We start from the raw sequence: 20,315 nt of genomic DNA on the forward strand, positions 1-20,315 counted from the left end.
ATGTAGCTTTAGCATATAGATTGCTTAAAAAATTTCCTTTAACCTTTATAATTAGCAAAACTCCATTTTAAAAAAATATTGATCAAAATGGAGTTAATCTTTCTAACTAAGTATGAGATTTTTAAAATAGTTTGATCAATTAAATGTACCTTATTCAACTAAAACACTCTGTTAGTTCAACAAGAAAAGTAATTATTGTTCATCTTCATCACATAGCTCTTCTGCAATCCGCTTTATACGTTCTATCGTTATACCTTCTCTTTGTTCTATGGCTAAGGGGTGTTCAGTTGGTTCTAACTCAATATAAGGACGTACTCCAACGGAACGAGTATGAACCATCGTTTTTAAATTTATCGTTTCAGGATAACAAGGAATTGAAGTTGATAACCAGCCAAACATTGGCTCTAGTTCTTGTTCTCTTCCTTCCACTTCCCAACAGTCATTAGTTTTATCAAAATTTCTTTCGCTTAACGACACCCAGACATCCCAAATAAATAGCCCCTCTCCATCGATTACAGGAATTTCAATACATCCACGAATAAAAAAATACTCATTGTCAATAATGCACAAATCTTCGTTCATCTCTATTCGGCTTTCTTGTTCCTCTGATGGTATGTCATAACAATAATCAGGAACTGGACTCCCATAACTCATCGGAAGTTCATTGTGATACTTCTCGCAACATCTACATAAATAACCTTCTTGATAATTACTCATTATATAATCCCTCACAAGAGAAATAGCTTTTCCTCAATATTAACCTGAATTAAAACAGATATTCAAAAAGTAAACTAGATCTAGAATCATGTTAAAAATAAGCTATAAAGAAAAATCTCTTCACAGCTTATTTTATTAATTATTTTTTATTGTTCACTAGTTTGTGTGGATGGCTTTAATAAGAACCAAACAATTACTAAAGTTACTAGTGCTAATATAAAAGTACCCATGTAAATGAAATGTACACTTGAAGCTAATGCTTCTTGTGATTCGGTTACTATGTTTGCTGTAGTTCCTCCATGCCCACTAGAAGATACAAGATCAAGGTTTTTAATACCTTGTGCATGTATCATCGTGTTGAAAATTGCCCCGAAAACTGCAGCACCTAATGTTTGACTAAACGTATTGATAAATGTGTTTAAGCCAATTGCCGTCCCTCGCGTATGAGTTGGAACAGCTGATTGAATTGTTACCATGTAAATCGGTACAACAAGCCCCATTCCTAAGCCGAATAATCCAACTGCAATATATATAAGGAATGCTGGTGAATCTGTCGACAATGTAAATAGTGAAAAGGCAGCAACTGAAAGAATGCTAACTCCAAGTAGAATGATTTGTTTCGTTTTTAAGTTATCAACTAATCTACCAGAGAAAAGTGTGCCAAATGTCCACATAACAGGAAGTGGCATTAAAATGAGTCCGGCATCTGTCGCATTTTTTCCTAATACACCTTGGCTCCAAATTGGCAGATACATTGTAATACTAATAAGCATTGCTCCAGAAATAAGAGTCAGTATGTTTATAGTAGATAATGTACGATTAGAGAAAAGTGTTAGCGGAATTAATGGTTCCGGAGATTTTTTCTCAATAAATAAGAAAATAATGAATGAAACAACTGCAAAGATTAAGAGACCAATAATTGTGATGTCCCCCCAGTTTTGCTTACTGCTACCTGTTAATAACGCGTATAGTAGAGCGATTGTACTTAATGAGAATACTGTTGCACCAAGATAATCAATATGGTGCTTAGCGGGCTTAATAGATTCTTTATAATAAATGACAATCATTAAACAAGCGATAATTCCAAATGGAACGTTTAAGAAGAAAATGTAGCGCCAAGAAAGAGAATCAACTAAAAATCCGCCTACTAGTGGTCCGATAACGCCAGAGACGCCCCAAACAGCACTAATCCAGCCCTGTGCCTTTGCACGGTCTTTCACTTCGCTATATAAGTCACCAATGATGGTCATTGTTATTGGCATAATAGCGCCAGCACCTAGACCTTGAAGGGCTCGGAAGGCGATGAGCTGTTCCATCGATGTAACGACACCGCAAAGTGCAGAGCCCACTAAGAATATTGTAGCTCCGATGAGTAAAACTTTTTTACGGCCGAATAAATCAGCCAGTTTCCCGTATATTGGAGTCGAAACAGCTGTGGCAAGCATATAAATGGCATATACCCAACTAACAAGTTCGACGCCCGATAAATCACTCGTAATACGAGGGATTGCTGTACTAATAATTGTTCCTTCTACAGCAGAAAGAAATGTCATTAACATTAATGATAAAATAACTTTTTTTCTCATATTTTCCCCTTTACTTCTATCCAGTTAAAAAATATTCAATATATAACTAAATATTTTTATTAACTATCAACTAATAAATCTAGTTTACCTGATGGTTTTAGTTTGACCATGCATTGTTAGAATCTAAATGTTTAAGTAGCTCAACAACCATGTTTAAACCACCAATTCACATGTAGTCTTGGTCATTATTTGCTTGAACAAGTGCATTTTCAAAAGCTCTACCCGTTGTAGAACCCACCATCAGGATTTTCAAATTCAACCTTCTTATTCGAGCCCGTTTAGTACCAACCAACCTACTCCTATCCCAGTACCACGACCTTCTTTATTCCACTTTTCTACTTCCTATGTCCCGCCCCTTAGATAACTATAATCTAAAGGGGAAAAACGGTACATCTTTTTTGTAAACAGAATGATTTTATTTCAAAGCTACAAAAGTGTATAGTGACAATAAAGTTATTTAATCTTCTAACCTCAAATAAAAATAACCCGTCCTGTTTTAAGGACGGGATTAAAATAAAGCTATTTAACTCTAAGTATTGTTTTACAATTAGGGCTCTTAGTGAAATAAAATTTAAGAATGTTGATCTATTTCACTCCTGCCTTTTTTAAAGCTCTTTGAAGTTGATAAATTTTCATCATACTAATTAATCCAACTAATAGGGCTCCCAATAGGACGGACCCAATAATAACGAGGATCAATGGCCACTCAGCTTTTCCAAATACATAATTAACCGTTACCCTATCAACATTGATAACTGAAAAAACTGCGATAATTAAGACCACAATTAGTGCTAATATTAAGTTCCACTGCTTTTTCATAAGTCACCTCATTATTTGTTATTTAACTATTCTACATTCACTATTATAGAATTTGGATTAACTTAGGACAATCACTATTTCGAGGCAAGGATGTACCCTTTTTTAAACAACTCTATTATTTTTTAATCGACTTTTTGTTATTTCTGATACAGAGGATTAGTTTCTTTGATTTTTAGATAGCGAAAGGAGGAGGAGGGATGGATGGCATGCTACTACTTTGGAGTGCTTCATTTTCTGTTTCAATTCTAACATTAATATTAGCAATAGTTAAGCGCTCTTGGCTTTATATGCTTCTAAGTACAATTACTTTTTTACCAGTTGCATATTATTTTTCAGGAGCAATAAATGCTTGGAAATACATTGGACTAACGCCAATTTTTTTCCTAATATTAACAATATTATTCTGGTTTTTAAGTAGAAAAAACATTGAAGATTAAAGTCTCTGGAGCACCTCCTTCACTTTAATAAAGATTGTGCTTCACTCCTTATGTTGTCAGTCTTTCCGTTAATTTCGCAAATAACTCAATTCTTTTTACTTCTTTTTCTCTACTCGCAATTTGGTCATGTAAAATTGTAAATGCACCTGCACCAATCTCCACACTCGAATGAGCAATTGTTGTAATATCTAGTATCTCTGCAACTTGCTGGTCATCACAACCAATAATCGTTAAATCACTTGGAATATAAAGCCCGCTTTTTTTGGCGGCTGTTACAATACCCGCTGCAATATGATTACAAGATACGAGAAGGGCTGTTGGACGCTCTTTCATATGAAGCAGTGATTGAACAACACGTGTCCCGTCCTCTATTGTAAAGCAGTCTACAAACTCCCACTCCTCTTTCGTCCTAACATGAATAGAGGATAAAGCGTCCCGGTACGCCTGTTTTCGATTTTGACTGTTGAAACTATTACTTCGTCCAAAGCAGTAACCAATTCGTGTATGTCCCCGTTCTATTAAATAATTCATTCCTAGTGCAAACGTTTTGTAATGATCAATATAAATGCTAGAAATTGTGCTTGATGCTGTATCTTCACACGTCACAATCGGGCCAAATTTTGAGTACTTTTCAATTTCCCTACAAACATTGACTTTCGAACATATAATGATTCCGTCTAACTTTTTCATCTTTAACATATTCAAAATCTCTATTTCTTTATCCGCGCTATTATCCGTTTGGCAGAGCATCATATTGTAATTATATTTTACAGCCTCTCTTGAAATACCTTCTATAATGGCACTGTAATATTGATTATTTACAAATGGAAGAAGCACTCCAATAACATTTGTTTTTCCTCGTACTAAATGAATCGCATTCGAATTTTGCGTGTAATTTAACTTTTCGATAATTGCTAATATCTCTTTTCGTTTTTGTTCATTTACATACGGATGATTATTTAAAACACGAGAAACAGTAGAAACCGAGACCCCCGCCAGTTCTGCTATTTTTTTTATATTTGTCATCATACACTCTCCCTTCCCACTACATATTAACGCATACAAAAAATTTTATAAATGCCCCTTGACCTGGTAAGCATTCCACATCATACCATGTGATAGCAGACTAAATAAGAAAGGATGATGTTTTATATGATTTTGTAAGTAGAGCACATATTTTTCATAGGTGGATTACCAGGAAAAGAATAATAATTATCGAAGGGAGAGATTTACTTGTTATTCTCTGAGAGATGTGAGTTACACGTAATTTCCGAAAATGATTATAAAAACATTAAAAAATTATATGAAAACGAGCTAGTAAGAAAATACTTAGGAGGTATTATCGACGAAGAAGCATATAAAATTAGATTCTATGATATATTAAATTCAAAAAATAGCTCCCTCCACTGGACAGTATTTTTAAAAGATAGTAAAGAATTTATAGGTTTTGTTTTCCTTGATACGTATCATGATGGGATTAATACAGAGATTGGGTATCAATTTTTACCTGAGTTTTGGGGTCAAGGCTATGCAAAAGAAGTGATTATGAAAGTACTAAACCATGGATTTAGTGCATTAAACTTAACCACTATTGTCGCTGAAACTCAGTCACTTAACATGGCATCTTGTGGACTATTAAAAAGAGTTGGAATGAAATTCGAGGAGACATTGGAACGATTCGGTAATCAACAGTCTAAATTTAGTATTTCAATTTCTAGTGGAAAGTAAGCCCGAAATATAAAAAAAGGGCAACCTTTTCGGTACACACGATGAATGGCCATCTATCCTAATTTTTTCGGATAGATGGCTAGTTTGCACATGTGGCTTGGATTTTTTTCGACCAAGGCATGTAATTATTTAAAATCGCTGGCTGCTGGTGAATCGGTAAATTTGGCAATCCTGTTATTAACGTCACTAGGTATTTATAGAAATCGATAACGGTAAAAAACGCCCCTTATAAATAAAAAGGAGCGTGTTCAGAAAAGGACGAGTTTCGTTACATGGTATAAAAATTCTATTAATTCTAAATTCTATTATGTTCAATGAAAGATTTTTTCATACAATGATATTCAACAACCTAAAAAATATTGATAGTTTCGAATTCTAATTAATCTAAAAGGCACTTTCCTTGTTTCCAGGAAAGCGCCCTTTAATTGAACAAAGGAACCTTTAAATTAGCATTCATAAACCATTTTTAGAAATTCATATGTGCTACCATTTGTATCTTGCATAAATGTATCAATATCTTTAAACCCAACTTTTCTATATACTTTTATCGCTCTTCGATTAAAAGTTGCCACTGATAATGTAATTTTATCTGGTGTAAATCTTGATTGGACAAAATCAATACCTGCATTTAGAAATTCTAACCCTCTACCATCACCAGTCAAATCTGGTCTCATTCCTAAACCTATATCATAAATATTAGAAGTTACTTTGTTAACACTGAAGAAACCAATAATTTCATCCTCTTTCAAAACTGCAAACATTGAGTTACCTCTTGTTTCTGGGTCTAAAAATTCAGCTAAATCTTCTTCATCAGCTTCTATATCATAAAAAGAATATTCTCCATCATAGTGCCAATTATGTGCAATATCCTCAGCTTGTTCCTGAGTCATAATCTCAAACTTATAAGTCGTAAATATCCCCTCTCGCTTTCATACCTTGTTCCACTATTTTGCCTGTTTGCTTAGTACTAATTATCTCAAATATTACCATTTTCAGCAATGTTGATCTTCAAGAATCTTGCCCGATTACTGAATAAGGAAAAAATCCTGCATATAACAGGATTTTTGATCAAACTTTTATAAATTATCATTCTAAGATCTAAAAAACAGTTCATCTTTTTTATAAACGGTATAACTTTTTTCAAAACGGTACAACTTTCTTACAAACGGTTAAACTTTGTTTTAAAGATACATCTCAAAAATGGATAAACGTATGATTACTCAACAGTTACCGATTTAGCCAAGTTACGTGGTTTATCCACATCACAGCGACGGTGTAGTGCTGCGTAATAGCTAATTAGCTGTAATGGCACTACAGATACAAGTGGTGTTAATAATTCATGAACATGAGGGATTATTAAACGGTCACCGTCTTCATCTACGCCAGCCATTGCAATAATGCATGGGTATGCTCCACGTGCAGCTACCTCTTTAACATTACCACGGATATTTAATGCTACTGCTTCTTGTGTGACAATAGCAAACACTGGTGTACCTTCTTCGATTAAGGCAATTGTTCCGTGTTTTAACTCGCCACCTGCGAAGCCTTCTGCTTGGATGTAAGAGATTTCTTTTAGCTTCAAGGCACCTTCAAGACTTACATAGAAGTCCATGTTACGGCCGATGAAGAATGCGTTGCGCGCGATTTTTAAGTAGTCCTCAGCGATATCCTCTAATACTTCTTTTGAATCGATAATTGTTTGGATACCGTTTGCTGCAATCGCAAGTTCTTGTTTTAAATCGAACTCTAAGCCTTTACCATTAGCCTTAGCCGTTACGTACGCTGTTAGAGCAAGTACAGCTACCTGCGCTACATACGCTTTTGTAGAAGCTACTGCAATTTCTGGGCCTGCATGTAATAAAAGTGTATGATCCGCCTCACGTGATAGTGTAGAGCCAGGTACATTGGTAATTGTTAATGTTGGATAACCAAGCTCTTTAATTCTCACGAGTACTTGACGGCTATCTGCTGTTTCACCTGATTGTGTAATAAAGATAAACAATGGTTTTTCTGAAAGTAATGGCATATTGTAGCCGAACTCACTTGAAATATGAACTTCTACTGGGATACCAGCCATTTTTTCAAAATATTGCTTACCGATTAGACCTGCGTGATAGCTTGTGCCGGCTGCAATAATATATAGACGGTCTGCTGCTCGTAATGCTTCTAAAATATTAGCGTCAATTGTTAATTCGCCATTCTCGCCTTCGTATGCTTGAATGATCTTACGAATAACTGTTGGCTGCTCATCCATTTCTTTTAGCATATAGTGAGGGTACGTACCTTTTTCAATGTCGCTCATATCAAGCTCTGCTGTATATGGTGCACGCTCCACTAGTGTACCGTCTAACTTTGTAATTTCAACGCTAGCTTTGTGTACGATTACGACCTCTTTATCGTGTAGCTCCACATATTGATCTGTTACCTGTAGCATTGCCATTGCATCTGAAGCTACAACATTAAAGCCTTCACCAACACCTACTAAAAGTGGAGATTTGTTTTTCGCAACGAAAATTGTATCTGCCGCTTCTGCATCTAAAAGAGCTAGTGCGTAAGAGCCGTGTAATAAAGATAATGTTTTACGGAACGCCTCAGCCGTACTTAAACCTTCTTTCACAAATAACTCTACTAATTGCACGATGACCTCTGTGTCTGTATCAGATTTCATCGGAATACCTTTTAAATATGTTTTTTGTAATAAATGATAGTTTTCAATAACCCCATTGTGTACTAGCGTAAAGCGTCCTGATGTACTTTGGTGAGGGTGTGCATTCAAACGGTTTGGCACACCATGAGTTGCCCAACGTGTATGACCAATACCCACTTTTGCAGCAACATCCTCGTCCACTGCGTCACGTAAATCTGCAATACGACCCTTTTCTTTGAAGACTGTTACGCCATCTTCGTTACGTACTGCAATACCCGCTGAGTCATAGCCGCGGTATTCTAGTTTCTCTAAACCTTTTAATAAGATTTCCTTTGCATCTGATTCACCAATATATCCTACAATTCCACACATAAATTTCTTGTCCTCCGATATCGTCAATTTGACGCAATGACAAACTAGACCTCAACCTATCGAATTTTTTAATGAATGTAAAAGCCTATGCTAATTTTTAAATAAAATAAGCAATCTTTATACATGCATTGTTAACACTCATTCAGCCATCTGAAAAGTAATCATTCGATACGTGAGGTTGCTCTATTTATCTATTGCTTTAACTATACCTTCTTCATTTTCTGTACATTCAATCACTTAAATGCTTTCAAAATGAAAAGTGACAATCGGGTATGTCGATTGGGAGGCATCCGCCGAATTTTCGATAAACCTCCACCTCGTCTGCTGAAGATCGTTTCGTCCAATTTCTTCAGCTCAGGCGCTATAATTGTTTTCCGATTTTGCGCTTTCTTCCCTCCTTATGCGCTCGTTAAATGATAAGGTCGGACCTCACATTCAACTTATACATCATACTCAATCATATGCTGTACGTCAAATTTTCGTTATAAAAAACACCTATTTACCCTACTTTTTAGTGACAAAAAGTAGACAAATAATCTGCTATAAAGCATTATCTTGAAATTCTTAATAAAAATATGATGCTTTTTAACAAATATTTTCGGTTATGGATTTGTTTTGAACAGAACCGAAGATGAATTGCTCTAAAGTAAACATGCATCTGAACGAAAATCCTATGTTTATATCGCTTGACAAAGTCACTACTTAGCAATACTATATACAGTACTTAGCAACACTTAGTACAGGTAAAGCTAAGCCTGGGGGTGAGATCGTGGATAATCTGAGTGAAATGCTTAAAGGAGTTTTAGAAGGTATTGTATTAGAAATCATCAGCCGTGGTGAAATTTATGGTTATGAGATTGTCAAATATCTCACACAGATGGGGTTCGAGGGCATAGCTGAAGGAACTGTTTATGCATTACTTATGCGGTTAGAAAGAAATCGTCTTGTCAATATTGTCAAAAAGCCATCCGAAATGGGTCCACCAAGGAAATTTTATACGCTTAATGAACAAGGGCGAGAAAAATTGATGTCCTTCTGGGCTAAATGGGATTTTTTAAGTAGTCGTATTGAAATTTTAAGAAATAATGGAGGGAACAAGCATGAGCTTTAGTCGTGAAATTCAGGAGAGAATTAATCGTTTTTCAAAAGAACAATCCCAGAATTATTTGCAGGATGCTGAAATGACTTATATAGAAAAGTTGCGTAAAAAAAGTGGGCAAACTAAACGCAAAATCGAACAGCAACTGTCCAAGTTTAAAGGGCGTTCCGATCAGGGACGAGAAGCGCAAGACGACATGATACTATATATGAGCGATTATATGAATGATTTGATGTCACAAGGTTTTACGGAGCAGGAGGCTTTTAACAAGGCTAGCGAGGAATTGAAATTCGCTAGTAACTCTGAGCAATCTGAGGATTTAAATGAGCGCTTCCAGCAATATTACGAAAATCGTGATCCCGCAGATTATGAGGCGATCGGGTTATTTTATGGTGGCTTCCTGTTTTTAGGTTTAGGCATCGGCGGATTAAGCGGTTTCCTATCGGGCGGTGGATATGAAGCTTTCTTTGACAGAGGCTGGATTGATACAGCAATCGGCGCTGGTGTTGGCATTATCATTGGTATAGGACTCGGGCAAATTACCAACGCTATTATTGCGTTGAAAAAAAAGTAGGTTTGTTGTAATTAATTTTAAGATAAAAGGCACAGGTAAATTCACTTGTGCCTTTTAAGCTTAGCCTTCTTTACTCTCCAATAATTTTACAATCTCTCGATTAAATGCTGGAAGATCCTCCGGTGTGCGACTCGTTACTAATTGTTTTTGGCAGACAAACACTTCCTCGTCATGGAATATCGCACCTGCATTTTCTAAATCTACTCGAATTGATTTGTAGCCAGTTGCATCACGACCATTTAATGTTTTTGCAGTAATGAGTAATTGAGGTCCATGACAAATAGCAAAGGTTGGTTTCATATCGTCCATAAACTCCTTTACAAATGCCACAATACGATCATCTACGCGTAATATATCAGGAGAAAAGCCACCAGGGATGAACAATGCATCAAATTCTGAAGCATTTACCTCATCGATCCCTTTATCAATCTTCACTTTCTCTCCATTCTTACCTTCTACCTCAATGCCTGCTGTCGTATCAATCGTTATTAGTTCATGACCTGCCGCTTCTAACGCCCCTTTAGGACTCGTATATTCAACATCCTCAAACATATTGGTAATCACTGTAGCAATTTTAGCCATTGTTAGTACAACACTCCTTGTAATTGAGACTCTGTACTACTGTTCCCATTCTCTTCGAAAACATTCATTTCTTCATTGGCAGAGCTTTCAATAAAAAATAAAAAACTCGACCTCCCCTTAAAGGAAATCGAGTTAATTCTTCATTCAGTAGATGTTTATTACCTACCGAATGAAAGAGCTATTATTTATTCTGTTAAGCCCATTTCAGTACGGACAACATCTGCGATACGCTCTACGTAACGTTCGCAATCTCCTTCTGTCGCCGCTTCCACCATTACTCGTACAAGTGGCTCAGTACCCGAAGGACGCACTAACACGCGACCGTTACCAGCCATATCTGCTTCTACATCAGCAATCACTGCAGCAACTTTTGCATTTTCCGTCACAGCATGCTTATCTGTTACACGTACGTTGACTAAACGTTGTGGGAAAATTTTCATTTCAGAAGCAAGTTCGGACAATTTTTTACCTGTAGATTTCATAATGTTGACAAGCTGAATACCTGTTAATAAGCCATCACCAGTTGTGTTAAAGTCTAAGAAAACAATATGACCAGATTGCTCGCCACCTAGGTTATAATCATTAGCACGCATTTCTTCCACGACATAACGATCACCCACAGCTGTTTGTACACTATGCATATCATTATCTTCAACAGCTTTATAGAAGCCCATATTACTCATAACTGTTGAAACGATTGTTTGCTTTTTCAGGCGACCCATTGCATTCAAATACTTCCCAATGATGAACATAATTTGATCACCATCAACAATGTCACCATTTTCATCTACTGCGATTAAACGATCTCCATCGCCATCGAATGCTAAACCTACATCAGCGCCCTTTTCTGCGACAAATTTAGCTAACCCTTCTGGATGAGTTGAACCGACACCCTCATTAATGTTTAAGCCTGTTGGTGAGGCACCCATTGTTGAGATATCCGCTTCTAAATCTGCAAATAGGTGTGTAGCTAGTGAAGACGTAGCACCATGCGCACAATCTAACGCTACATGAATACCATCAAATTCTTCAGTCACTGTTTGTTTTAAGTATTGAATATATTTTTGACCACCTTCGAAGTAGTCGCTTACAGAACCTAAATCAGCCCCGATTGGACGCGGCAAAGTATCTTCTTGAGCATCTAATATAGCTTCGATTTCAGCTTCTTGCGCATCTGTTAGCTTAAAGCCATCTGGACCGAAAAATTTAATACCATTATCAGCTACTGGGTTATGTGAAGCTGAAATCATAACGCCTGCATTTGCGCTCATCATTCGAGTAAGATAAGCCACACCTGGTGTCGAAATAACACCAAGACGCATTACCTCTACGCCGATTGATAAAAGACCAGCTACAAGTGCACCTTCAAGCATTTCACCTGAAATACGTGTGTCACGACCGATTAAAACCTTTGGACGGTCAGTTGCATCCTTCGTTAAAACGTAGCCACCTACGCGGCCAAGCTTAAATGCAAACTCCGGTGTTAATTCACTATTCGCGACGCCACGGACGCCATCTGTTCCAAAATATTTACCCATTTTGATTATTCTCTCCTTCAATGCAAGACGGTGGCCATGCTTGTCTACACTGACAACTAGGCTGCTCGTCTGCTTACTTTTGGAAAAGTTTATTTTCGTTCATTAAGTTGGTAACTAGTAATTATGCCTCTATGTAATTTATCTGGGCTTGTATATCTGCCCAGATAAAGCATAGGGTATTTTGATTTTAGCCTGAGCAACTTTTTTCTCGAGGCTTTGGGCCAACATGATATTGGTCACTCAGTCGTTGCCACAGTACGTGGCGTTCTTAGACTGAGTTCCTCTATTTCAGCGGATGTTTGTACACCCTCTGAAAAGTAGCTTAAACCCGCATTCATCTTACCACCTATAGAGGTGGGAGACTTTTGCTGAAAGAAGTTAAATCCGAAAATTGAATACCCTTACCGATAGAGAACGAAATCTCTACTGAATCAAAATAAAATTATAGTCAGTTATTGTTTAAGAATCAATATCTTCTGTTTTCTCAGTAGGCGATGTGTTGTTCTCAGAAGGAGTGTCAGTTTCCTCTGAAGGGTTCGAAGGTGTCGGAGTAGGAGTAGGAGTAGGTGTAGGAGTAGTCGTAGTCGTTGTTGTTTTTTCCTGCTCTACCTTCGTAATATCTGCTTTCACTTTAATTTTTGGATCAGATATTTTAGTCACACCTTCTGGTAATTTTACATCAAATTCATAAGTTTTTGATTCTGTAATTTTTGACAGGTCAACCTCCACTGGTATTGCAGCTAAACCATCTATAATAGACTTTCTACCGTATACTCTCACCTTTGTAGGACTTAATGTTAATTGGTTGACGGTGATACCATTAGCCGCTTTCCCTATTTCCTTCAGCACAACAGGCAACTCTTTGCTGTATGCTCCAATATCTACTTGTACCTTCACAGTTCCCGGTTCAATCGTCACGTCTAACTTATTTAAATCACGATCTAATACTTTTACTGCCGCTACCTGAGAGAACGGTTCTTTCAAGCCTTGTTCACCCGTTACAGTAGCCTTTACATAGCTAATGCTTTCAATTGCACTTTTGGCACCTGTAACATACACCGTAGCTGGATTAGCAGTCATGCCATTTAGAACATATCCTTCTTCAATTAAACGATTACTCATCTCAGGGTCAACACGAAACTCCTGTGTAACCTTTTCCTCAATGTTTACATTTACAGTCGCAGGGTCTAATGTAACTTGCAACTTATCAGAAATATTTTCGTACTGTATTTTAACATTATGCTTACCTATAAGTAATTTGCTCAAGTCCGCAAATATAGAAAAATCTCTCGAAGTTTGAGCTTTTAAAGCGAGTGGCGCTGGACCTTTTATCGTAACATTTACCGTCTTTGGTATCCCTGTTACAATAAGGTTCTTATCGTCATAAAAAACATCTACTGGCACATCGCGAATTACTACGGTTTGCTCACTCGTTATTGTTTTATTTTTAGGAGATAATTCGGTACGAACGGAGAAAAATAACAACAAGGCTAGAAATAGTGCGACGATTCGTAACACCCAAGGGCTATCCATCATTTTATCCATTCTTTTTCCCCCTCCAAGTTAACTTAGAGGCTGCATCTGACTCCTGTGCTAATCCGAACCACATTTTACGTAACAGTCCTTCGAATTCCTCTAGAGAAAGATTTCGATGAAGATTACCATTCATTGTAAGACTAATGGCACCGGTTTCTTCTGATACGACAATAGTAATGGCATCTGTCACTTCACTTAAGCCGAGTGCAGCTCGGTGGCGCGTCCCAAGCTCTTTAGAGATAAACGGACTCTCAGAAAGCGGTAAATAACAGGCCGCTGCCGATATTTTATCTTTTTGCATAATTACTGCCCCATCATGGAGCGGTGTATTAGGTATGAAAATGTTGATCAGTAACTCCGATGAAATCTCAGCATTTAGTCCTATGCCCGTTTCAATATATTCATTTAAACCAGTTTCTTTTTCAATAGAAATTAACGCCCCTATACGACGTTTGGCCATATAACTAACAGATTTCTTCATCGCTTCAATTAGCCTTGTTTGTTCTTCCTCAACTTGATTAATTGAACGTTGGAACAACTTTCCTCTACCAATTTGTTCAAGGCCGCGTCTTATTTCAGGTTGGAAAATGATAATAATCGCCAAGAAACCGAAATCGATAACTTGTTGTAACATCCATCCTAACGTTTCTAACCCCAAAAATTCTGTAGCAAGGCGCGCAATAATAATTACGAAAATCCCTTTTAACAATTGGACAGCCTTCGTACCTTTAATGAGGGTTAAAATTTTATAAACAACGTACCAGACGAGCAGTACATCTAATAAGTTAATAACAATATTCACAGGTGTTAAATTAGCGAAATGTTCGATAATTTGCACGTGGCATCCCCCACTTTTCATTGCGAATCCATACACATTTAAGTATAGCACATTCTTAACAAATGTAACTTTTTTCAAATAAAAAGTCTACTCAAAAGAGTAGACCTTTCAGCCTCTCACGTGCACTATCTATTAGGACGTATAGAGTGTTATTTAGTTGCTTGCTTCTCGTCGAATGTTACAGCAGACTTCACTGAATTTTTAATCGTATACCAAAGCCATTCGAACACTTCGTCAATTTCTTCTATTTTTCCAGAAACAACTGCTGAAGATGCCATATACTGTCCATTAATAACAGTGACATTGCCATCCACTTCACCCTCAACAATTAAATCACCATTTTTAACAACAATATCGCCTTTTACAACTTCACCCTTCGGCACAATAACCGTTTGACCTTCAACAACTAGGTTTGGTTGTTTAGTCACGGAGAACTGTCGGTCATCCATGAAACTACCTAGTAAAGTTGCACTCATGAATAAACAAAAAACTGCTGCTGCCACAAAGAATGGATGCCGGCGAATCCACTTTTGCATGCCTACACGACTTTTAGGTTTCGGTAAACGAGCCAACACGGCTTCTTCAAAATGCAGAGGCGCTGTAATGTGGGAAGCACTCTTCACAAAAGCGATCGTTTCACTTAATTCCTGCATCAATTGTTTACAATCACTGCATGTATGCAAATGTCGTTTTAACTCTTGCTCATGCTCACGACTAATGTCACCATCTAAATAATCATGGATATAGTCTATTACATGCTCTGGACAAGTATTCATGACGCTTCCCTCCTACAGATTGTTTAATTGCTTACGTAACGCTTCACGTCCGCGGTGAATCCTCGTTTTCACCGTTCCAAGAGGCATATCTAAAATCTCGCTAATTTCCTGTAATGATAATTCTTCAATATATTTCAATACTATAACTGAACGATATTTATCCGGCAAACATCCAATCTCATACTGAATGCGATCTTGCAATTCCATTTGCTCTATCTGTTCCTCCGGTAGCTGGTCAGATGCTGCGATCTGCGAATACATATCAAGCCCTTCTGTACCAGCTACTTCTGCATCTAAATAGTAATCCGGCTTTTTCTTCCGAATACGGTCTATACAAAGGTTTGTCGCTATGCGATAAAGCCACGTTGAAAATTTTCTTTTCTGATCAAAAGTATGCAAGTTCATATAGGCACGAACAAATGCTTCTTGTGCAATATCCTCAGATTCTTGGCTGTTTCCTAACATCCTATAGCATACTTGGTACAGTTTGTGCTGATAGAGACTCACAATATCTGCAAATGCGTTTTGATCGCCTTTAAGCACTTGTTTTATTTTCTTGTTTACTAACGCATCCATTGTGTTGACTTCTCCACCTTTACAACTGTCTTATACTATACGGCCCATCGATAAGAAAAGTTTCATTTTATTATTAATTATAGCAAAAGATTTTCATACATTGTGGCAATAGGAAATTTTTTGTCAAATTTCTTTTAAACTAGGGTTTCACCGAACAAGGAGCCCATTAACGCTACCGCAACATCTGCTGTTCTATTCTTTTCATCCAAAATTGGATTTACCTCAACAAATTCAGCAGATGTTAGCATACCTGATTCCTGGAGCATCTCCATTGCCAAATGGCTTTCTCGATATGTAATACCACCAGGCACAGGTGTTCCAACTCCTGGAGTATAAAGTGGGTCTAGCCCATCTAAATCAAGTGATAAATGCAAACCATCTACATTACGCTCTCTTAAATAAGCAAGAGCGTCTTCCATTACACGTGTCATTCCAAGACGATCTACCTCGTGCATTGTATATACTTTGATTCCTTGCTGACTTATTAATTCTCGTTCTCCTGGATCTACGGAACGTGCTCCAATAATAATGACGTTTTCAGGTTTAATTTTTGGTACATCATTACGAATTTTCACTAAGCGTTCATGACCGAGCCCAATACTAACAGCTAACGGCATACCATGTATATTGCCAGACGGTGTCGTTTCAGGTGTGTTTAGGTCAGCATGCGCATCAAACCAAATAACACCTAAATTTTTATAATGCTCACCAAGCCCTGCAAGTGTACCAATAGCTATGCTATGGTCGCCACCAAGCACAAGCGGAAACTCCTTTTGTTCAATTGCTTCATTTACACTGTTTGCTAAGAATGTACTTACATCGATAACTTCCTCTAAATTAAGTAACTGTTTATCAACAATAACGCTTTCTTGCTTTTGACTAACACGAATATCCCCTTGATCATGTACTACATGCCCAATAGCTTCTAAGCGTTCTACAACACCTGCGTAACGGATAGCACTCGGCCCCATATCTACCCCTCGGCGAGTTTGCCCATAATCAGTTGGTACCCCAATAATAGAAATATTTAGTTTATTCATCTTTTCATACCCCCTTTAAGTTATAAGACTATTGTAAAGCCTATATCCACTCTGGCTCAACCTTACAATTTTATGAATATTTATACAATTAAGAAGGATATAAAAAAATCTCCTGCTGTTTTCAGCAAGAGATTAGTATCTGTAGTTAATGTTACACTTTTGAATATGTTTATTCTATAAAAGTGAGCCATGAAGGACTCGAACCTTCGACCCTCTGATTAAAAGTCAGATGCTCTACCAACTGAGCTAATGGCTCAAAAAAATAAAAATGGCTGGGGTACTAGGATTCGAACCTAGGCATGACGGAATCAAAATCCGTTGCCTTACCGCTTGGCTATACCCCAATCATTATAAAAAACTGGTGGAGGGGGACGGATTCGAACCGCCGAACCCTAAGGAGCGGATTTACAGTCCGCCGCGTTTAGCCACTTCGCTACCCCTCCGAAAAAACACATTATGGTGGAGGATGACGGGCTCGAACCGCCGACCCTCTGCTTGTAAGGCAGATGCTCTCCCAGCTGAGCTAATCCTCCATAGAAACAGGTGTTTATTTCTTCACAGTTTTTTTATTTTTAAGCCTTTGTATTACTACAATGCTTTTAAAAAATGGTGACCCCTACGGGATTCGAACCCGTGTTACCGCCGTGAAAGGGCGGTGTCTTAACCACTTGACCAAGGGGCCATTTCTTACGTCTCAAATAAGACAATATTTATAATAACATTACTTTCATTTCAATGCAACACTTTTTTTATAATATATTATATGTATAACATCATTATCTGAAAATGGGCAAAAAAATGGCTCCGAAGGCAGGACTCGAACCTGCGACAACCTGATTAACAGTCAGGTGCTACTACCAACTGAGCTACTTCGGAACAATACTATTCAATTTGGTTTTTAAAACCTCTTCAGTACATTTATTATTATAGCAAGCATTATAAATTATGCAATACTTTTTGTGAAAATTTTTATATTTTTTGTCGAAACTTTCCTATACATTTACCAGAAACCTAATAGTTCTCTGTTAGATCTAATATTTCTATTTTATGTACAGAATATTCTTGCTGTATATTATTGTAATTGTTAAAATAAAAATAGTTTTAAGAATTTTCTATTAAATTTGTTTGGGGGAGGAATGTTCACATGGTAACAAACGATTTAATTGCACCAGAATTCTATAATATCACAGAGGAATTGGAGAAATTTTCTCAAGATAGCAATCGTCAAGCAATACGATGGTTAAATACTCAACAGGATCGTCGAACAATTTCCTATGTTGAACTTGTTCAAAAAATGAATCAATACGCGCATGCCTTGACGAAGAAGGGGCTTCAAAAAGGAGATCGCGTATTAGTTATTATTCCACGTCTGCCTGAGGCTTATTTTGTCTTCCTTGGCTGTTTAAAGGCTGGAATTGTTCCTATTTCATGTTCAGAAATGTTACGTGCAAGTGATTTAGAATATCGTATGGAGCACTCTTCTGCAAGAGCAGTAATCGCCTATGAAGCGTTTACTAGTGAAGTAGATTCTATTACTTCTACAGTAGAGACTTTAAATAATAAATTGGTTATAGGTACTGCTACAGGGGATTGGACATCTTTAGATGAATTGGCAAGTACACAGCCAGATACATTTACAGCAGCTGCTACTAAAAGAGACGATATGGCATTTCTTTCTTATACATCTGGCACAACTGGCAAGCCAAAAGGAGTTGTCCATTCACATGGATGGGGATATGCACATATTAGAACAGCTGCTTCTCAATGGCTTTGTGTACGTGAAGGTGACTTAGTTTGGGCTACAGCAGCTCCAGGATGGCAAAAGTGGATTTGGAGCCCATTTTTATCGACTATTATGCTGGGCGCAACTGCATTTGTATACCATGGAGGATTTAATGCAAAAACATACCTGCAACTGCTTCAAGATGAAAAGGTCAATGTTTTGTGCTGTACCCCAACGGAATATCGAATTATGGCGAAGCTTGATAATTTAAAAGACTATAATCTATCTTCTCTTCGTAGCGCTGTTTCAGCTGGTGAACCACTAAATCGACCAGTTATCGAAACATTTATGAAAAACTTTGGTCTTAAAGTGCGCGATGGTTATGGCCAAACGGAAAATACTTTATTAATTGGCACACTTGAACATACCGAGTTACGTCCGGGTTCAATGGGTGTTCCTACCCCAGGCAATATCGTCCGTATTATAGATCATGAAGGTAACGAGGCACCGATTGGAGAAGTTGGGGATATTGCAGTACACAAATCATCTCCTGCTCTATTTAAAGAGTACTATCGTGAACCTGAACGTACACAAGCTGCCTTCCGTGGAGATTGGTATATTACTGGTGACCAAGCAAAATGCGATGAAGACGGCTACTTCTGGTTTGAAGGTCGAGGAGATGACATCATTATTTCATCAGGCTATACAATTGGACCATTTGAGGTAGAAGATGCTTTAAATAAACATGAAGCTGTCCAAGAATGTGCTGTAGTCGCAGCACCAGATGAAATTAGAGGGCATATAGTTAAAGCCTTTGTCATCTTGCGAGAAGGTTTCAGAGATCGTGATGAAGAGGAGTTAACAAAAGAACTACAGGAGCACGTTAAAGCATTAACAGCACCTTATAAATATCCTCGTAGTATTGTCTTTATTGATGAATTACCAAAAACAACTTCTGGTAAGATTCGTCGTATAGAGCTACGAACAGCAACTGTATAAAATATAGTAAAGAGACATTTCACCAATCACTTGGTTGAAATGTCTCTTTATATATTTGCTATTATTATATTCTTTTGGATATAAAAAAAGCCACTACTGAGTTTGTCAGCAGCGACTTTTTGCGCCTAGCGACGTCCTACTCTCACAGGGGGAAGCCCCCAACTACCATCGGCGCTAAAGAGCTTAACTTCCGTGTTCGGTATGGGAACGGGTGTGACCTCTTTGCCATCATCACTAGACTATTTTAAAGACAAGATTTATTATAACACATTTTGTTATAATTGCAAGCTTTTTTTAAAAAACTTTCTTGTTCTTTCAAAACTGGATAAACGGTTCATTGAATGTTTCAAACTTTTTGGTTAAGTCCTCGATCGATTAGTATTCGTCAGCTCCATGTGTCACCACACTTCCACCTCGAACCTATCTACCTCATCGTCTTTGAGGGATCTTACTTACTTGCGTAATGGGAAATCTCATCTTGAGGGGGGCTTCATGCTTAGATGCTTTCAGCACTTATCCCGTCCACACATAGCTACCCAGCGATGCCTTTGGCAAGACAACTGGTACACCAGCGGTGTGTCCATCCCGGTCCTCTCGTACTAAGGACAGCTCCTCTCAAATTTCCTACGCCCACGACGGATAGGGACCGAACTGTCTCACGACGTTCTGAACCCAGCTCGCGTACCGCTTTAATGGGCGAACAGCCCAACCCTTGGGACCGACTACAG

The 20,315-nt window shown here is 37.6% G+C and carries 18 protein-coding genes, 6 tRNA genes and 2 rRNA genes; 5 read left to right on the plus strand and 21 right to left on the minus strand.

Annotated elements, in window-relative coordinates; genetic code table 11:
- Positions 1 to 192: 192 nt before the first annotated feature.
- The 3 genes from ACFVT8_RS18585 to ACFVT8_RS18595 all read right to left on the minus strand — a co-directional run bounded on the left by ACFVT8_RS18585 (position 193) and on the right by ACFVT8_RS18595 (position 3,122).
- Positions 193 to 717 (minus strand): DUF2199 domain-containing protein, encoded by a 525-nt coding sequence (locus tag ACFVT8_RS18585; RefSeq protein ID WP_387084680.1) that lies wholly within the window; start codon positions 715 to 717, stop codon positions 193 to 195.
- 146 nt (positions 718 to 863) lie between these two features.
- The gene (locus tag ACFVT8_RS18590) at positions 864 to 2,303 is read right to left on the minus strand and encodes an MDR family MFS transporter (RefSeq protein WP_387084682.1); all 1,440 of its coding nucleotides are present in this window, start codon (positions 2,301 to 2,303) and stop codon (positions 864 to 866) included.
- A 585-nt stretch (positions 2,304 to 2,888) separates the two neighbouring features.
- A complete protein-coding gene (locus tag ACFVT8_RS18595; RefSeq protein ID WP_387084684.1) occupies positions 2,889 to 3,122 on the minus strand; it encodes a LapA family protein in 234 nt (77 codons plus the stop codon).
- Between the two features lie 197 nt (positions 3,123 to 3,319).
- Between ACFVT8_RS18595 and ACFVT8_RS18600 the strand changes: the two genes are divergently transcribed.
- Positions 3,320 to 3,559 carry a hypothetical protein gene (locus tag ACFVT8_RS18600; RefSeq protein WP_387084686.1) on the plus strand — a complete coding sequence of 80 codons (240 nt, stop codon included), beginning with the start codon at positions 3,320 to 3,322 and terminating at the stop codon, positions 3,557 to 3,559.
- 48 nt (positions 3,560 to 3,607) lie between these two features.
- Here the strand turns inward: ACFVT8_RS18600 and ACFVT8_RS18605 are convergent, their stop codons facing one another.
- The gene (locus ACFVT8_RS18605) at positions 3,608 to 4,585 is read right to left on the minus strand and encodes a LacI family DNA-binding transcriptional regulator (protein WP_387084688.1); all 978 of its coding nucleotides are present in this window, start codon (positions 4,583 to 4,585) and stop codon (positions 3,608 to 3,610) included.
- A gap of 207 nt (positions 4,586 to 4,792) precedes the next feature.
- Here ACFVT8_RS18605 and ACFVT8_RS18610 point away from each other — a divergent pair, with 207 nt between their 5' ends.
- Positions 4,793 to 5,287 (plus strand): GNAT family N-acetyltransferase, encoded by a 495-nt coding sequence (locus ACFVT8_RS18610; RefSeq protein ID WP_387084690.1) that lies wholly within the window; start codon positions 4,793 to 4,795, stop codon positions 5,285 to 5,287.
- A gap of 446 nt (positions 5,288 to 5,733) precedes the next feature.
- Here ACFVT8_RS18610 and ACFVT8_RS18615 read toward each other — a convergent pair whose 3' ends face one another.
- Positions 5,734 to 6,177 (minus strand): GNAT family N-acetyltransferase, encoded by a 444-nt coding sequence (locus tag ACFVT8_RS18615; protein WP_387084692.1) that lies wholly within the window; start codon positions 6,175 to 6,177, stop codon positions 5,734 to 5,736.
- Between the two features lie 326 nt (positions 6,178 to 6,503).
- Positions 6,504 to 8,306: a glutamine--fructose-6-phosphate transaminase (isomerizing) gene (glmS, locus tag ACFVT8_RS18620; protein ID WP_387084694.1), complete on the minus strand. Its 1,803-nt coding sequence runs from the start codon at positions 8,304 to 8,306 to the stop codon at positions 6,504 to 6,506.
- Positions 8,307 to 9,075: 769 nt separating this feature from the next.
- On the opposite strand from glmS, the gene ACFVT8_RS18625 reads away from it, so the two are divergent.
- Positions 9,076 to 9,417 carry a PadR family transcriptional regulator gene (locus tag ACFVT8_RS18625; RefSeq protein WP_387084696.1) on the plus strand — a complete coding sequence of 114 codons (342 nt, stop codon included), beginning with the start codon at positions 9,076 to 9,078 and terminating at the stop codon, positions 9,415 to 9,417.
- A complete protein-coding gene (locus ACFVT8_RS18630; protein ID WP_387084698.1) occupies positions 9,407 to 9,979 on the plus strand; it encodes a hypothetical protein in 573 nt (190 codons plus the stop codon). The genes ACFVT8_RS18625 and ACFVT8_RS18630 overlap by 11 nt, the downstream gene beginning before the upstream one ends.
- 60 nt (positions 9,980 to 10,039) lie before the next feature.
- Here ACFVT8_RS18630 and ACFVT8_RS18635 read toward each other — a convergent pair whose 3' ends face one another.
- The 13 genes from ACFVT8_RS18635 to ACFVT8_RS18695 form a co-directional block, all read right to left on the minus strand.
- Positions 10,040 to 10,561: a type 1 glutamine amidotransferase domain-containing protein gene (locus tag ACFVT8_RS18635; RefSeq protein ID WP_387084700.1), complete on the minus strand. Its 522-nt coding sequence runs from the start codon at positions 10,559 to 10,561 to the stop codon at positions 10,040 to 10,042.
- Positions 10,562 to 10,746: 185 nt separating this feature from the next.
- A complete protein-coding gene (gene glmM / locus ACFVT8_RS18640; RefSeq protein ID WP_387084702.1) occupies positions 10,747 to 12,099 on the minus strand; it encodes a phosphoglucosamine mutase in 1,353 nt (450 codons plus the stop codon).
- Between the two features lie 459 nt (positions 12,100 to 12,558).
- On the minus strand, positions 12,559 to 13,644 hold the full coding sequence (locus tag ACFVT8_RS18645; protein ID WP_387084704.1) for a CdaR family protein: 1,086 nt from the start codon (positions 13,642 to 13,644) through the stop codon (positions 12,559 to 12,561).
- The gene (cdaA, locus tag ACFVT8_RS18650) at positions 13,637 to 14,473 is read right to left on the minus strand and encodes a diadenylate cyclase CdaA (RefSeq protein WP_387084706.1); all 837 of its coding nucleotides are present in this window, start codon (positions 14,471 to 14,473) and stop codon (positions 13,637 to 13,639) included. Before cdaA ends, ACFVT8_RS18645 begins: the two co-directional genes overlap by 8 nt.
- 149 nt (positions 14,474 to 14,622) lie before the next feature.
- Complete coding sequence (locus tag ACFVT8_RS18655) at positions 14,623 to 15,249, minus strand: zf-HC2 domain-containing protein (RefSeq protein ID WP_387084708.1); 627 nt, start codon at positions 15,247 to 15,249, stop codon at positions 14,623 to 14,625.
- Between the two features lie 12 nt (positions 15,250 to 15,261).
- On the minus strand, positions 15,262 to 15,825 hold the full coding sequence (gene sigW / locus ACFVT8_RS18660; protein WP_387084710.1) for an RNA polymerase sigma factor SigW: 564 nt from the start codon (positions 15,823 to 15,825) through the stop codon (positions 15,262 to 15,264).
- A 134-nt stretch (positions 15,826 to 15,959) separates the two neighbouring features.
- Complete coding sequence (rocF, locus tag ACFVT8_RS18665) at positions 15,960 to 16,865, minus strand: arginase (RefSeq protein ID WP_387084711.1); 906 nt, start codon at positions 16,863 to 16,865, stop codon at positions 15,960 to 15,962.
- Between the two features lie 183 nt (positions 16,866 to 17,048).
- Positions 17,049 to 17,121: transfer RNA gene (locus ACFVT8_RS18670), tRNA-Lys, on the minus strand.
- Positions 17,122 to 17,134: 13 nt separating this feature from the next.
- Positions 17,135 to 17,209, minus strand: a tRNA-Gln gene (locus ACFVT8_RS18675).
- 15 nt (positions 17,210 to 17,224) lie between these two features.
- Positions 17,225 to 17,308, minus strand: a tRNA-Tyr gene (locus ACFVT8_RS18680).
- A 14-nt stretch (positions 17,309 to 17,322) separates the two neighbouring features.
- A tRNA-Val gene (locus ACFVT8_RS18685) sits at positions 17,323 to 17,398 on the minus strand.
- A gap of 74 nt (positions 17,399 to 17,472) precedes the next feature.
- A tRNA-Glu gene (locus ACFVT8_RS18690) sits at positions 17,473 to 17,547 on the minus strand.
- A gap of 117 nt (positions 17,548 to 17,664) precedes the next feature.
- Positions 17,665 to 17,741: transfer RNA gene (locus tag ACFVT8_RS18695), tRNA-Asn, on the minus strand.
- 268 nt (positions 17,742 to 18,009) lie between these two features.
- Between ACFVT8_RS18695 and mbcS the strand changes: the two genes are divergently transcribed.
- Complete coding sequence (gene mbcS, locus ACFVT8_RS18700) at positions 18,010 to 19,587, plus strand: acyl-CoA synthetase MbcS (RefSeq protein WP_387084713.1); 1,578 nt, start codon at positions 18,010 to 18,012, stop codon at positions 19,585 to 19,587.
- A gap of 123 nt (positions 19,588 to 19,710) precedes the next feature.
- Here the strand turns inward: mbcS and rrf are convergent.
- Positions 19,711 to 19,826: ribosomal RNA gene (rrf, locus tag ACFVT8_RS18705) — 5S ribosomal RNA — on the minus strand.
- Positions 19,827 to 19,942: 116 nt separating this feature from the next.
- Positions 19,943 to 20,315, minus strand: a 23S ribosomal RNA gene (locus tag ACFVT8_RS18710); the annotation flags it as partial.

It is taken from the genome of Lysinibacillus sp. NPDC058147 (genome assembly GCF_042884205.1).
Lineage (GTDB): Bacteria > Bacillota > Bacilli > Bacillales_A > Planococcaceae > Lysinibacillus.

What these genes read in the sequence shown, in the direction of transcription:
- ACFVT8_RS18595 (WP_387084684.1), bottom strand. Translation starts at nt 3,122, where the DNA reads ATGAAAAAGCAGTGGAACTTAATATTAGCACTAATTGTGGTCTTAATT.
- ACFVT8_RS18605 (WP_387084688.1), bottom strand. Translation starts at nt 4,585, where the DNA reads ATGACAAATATAAAAAAAATAGCAGAACTGGCGGGGGTCTCGGTTTCT.
- ACFVT8_RS18600 (WP_387084686.1), top strand. Translation starts at nt 3,320, where the DNA reads ATGGATGGCATGCTACTACTTTGGAGTGCTTCATTTTCTGTTTCAATT.
- ACFVT8_RS18630 (WP_387084698.1), top strand. Translation starts at nt 9,407, where the DNA reads ATGAGCTTTAGTCGTGAAATTCAGGAGAGAATTAATCGTTTTTCAAAA.
- mbcS (WP_387084713.1), top strand. Translation starts at nt 18,010, where the DNA reads ATGGTAACAAACGATTTAATTGCACCAGAATTCTATAATATCACAGAG.
- rocF (WP_387084711.1), bottom strand. Translation starts at nt 16,865, where the DNA reads ATGAATAAACTAAATATTTCTATTATTGGGGTACCAACTGATTATGGG.
- ACFVT8_RS18645 (WP_387084704.1), bottom strand. Translation starts at nt 13,644, where the DNA reads ATGGATAAAATGATGGATAGCCCTTGGGTGTTACGAATCGTCGCACTA.
- ACFVT8_RS18655 (WP_387084708.1), bottom strand. Translation starts at nt 15,249, where the DNA reads ATGAATACTTGTCCAGAGCATGTAATAGACTATATCCATGATTATTTA.
- ACFVT8_RS18585 (WP_387084680.1), bottom strand. Translation starts at nt 717, where the DNA reads ATGAGTAATTATCAAGAAGGTTATTTATGTAGATGTTGCGAGAAGTAT.
- glmS (WP_387084694.1), bottom strand. Translation starts at nt 8,306, where the DNA reads ATGTGTGGAATTGTAGGATATATTGGTGAATCAGATGCAAAGGAAATC.
- glmM (WP_387084702.1), bottom strand. Translation starts at nt 12,099, where the DNA reads ATGGGTAAATATTTTGGAACAGATGGCGTCCGTGGCGTCGCGAATAGT.
- ACFVT8_RS18590 (WP_387084682.1), bottom strand. Translation starts at nt 2,303, where the DNA reads ATGAGAAAAAAAGTTATTTTATCATTAATGTTAATGACATTTCTTTCT.
- ACFVT8_RS18615 (WP_387084692.1), bottom strand. Translation starts at nt 6,177, where the DNA reads ATGACTCAGGAACAAGCTGAGGATATTGCACATAATTGGCACTATGAT.
- ACFVT8_RS18635 (WP_387084700.1), bottom strand. Translation starts at nt 10,561, where the DNA reads ATGGCTAAAATTGCTACAGTGATTACCAATATGTTTGAGGATGTTGAA.
- sigW (WP_387084710.1), bottom strand. Translation starts at nt 15,825, where the DNA reads ATGGATGCGTTAGTAAACAAGAAAATAAAACAAGTGCTTAAAGGCGAT.